A 268-nucleotide genomic window follows, 5' to 3' on the forward strand; every position below is an offset into this window, starting at 1 on the left:
GCTCTGGGTCAGATTGAACGTCAGTTTGGCAAGGGTGCCATCATGAAGATGGGCGAGCAGCCCCGTGAAGCCATTCCCGCGGTTTCTACCGGTTCCCTAGGGCTGGATATCGCGCTCGGCATTGGCGGTTTGCCAATGGGGCGTATTGTTGAAATTTACGGGCCGGAAAGTTCAGGTAAAACCACCCTGTGTTTATCAACCATGGCGCAGGCGCAGAAACAGGGCAAGACGGTTGCCATTATCGATGCGGAACATGCGCTGGATCCTC

The 268-nt window shown here is 55.6% G+C and carries 1 protein-coding gene; it reads left to right on the plus strand.

Annotation, left to right across the window (positions count from 1 at the left end):
* The coding region (locus Q4563_RS20155) for an ATPase domain-containing protein (RefSeq protein WP_303605780.1) at window positions 1-268 on the plus strand (268 nt) is incomplete at both ends.

The organism is Gilvimarinus sp. 1_MG-2023 (genome assembly GCF_030548285.1).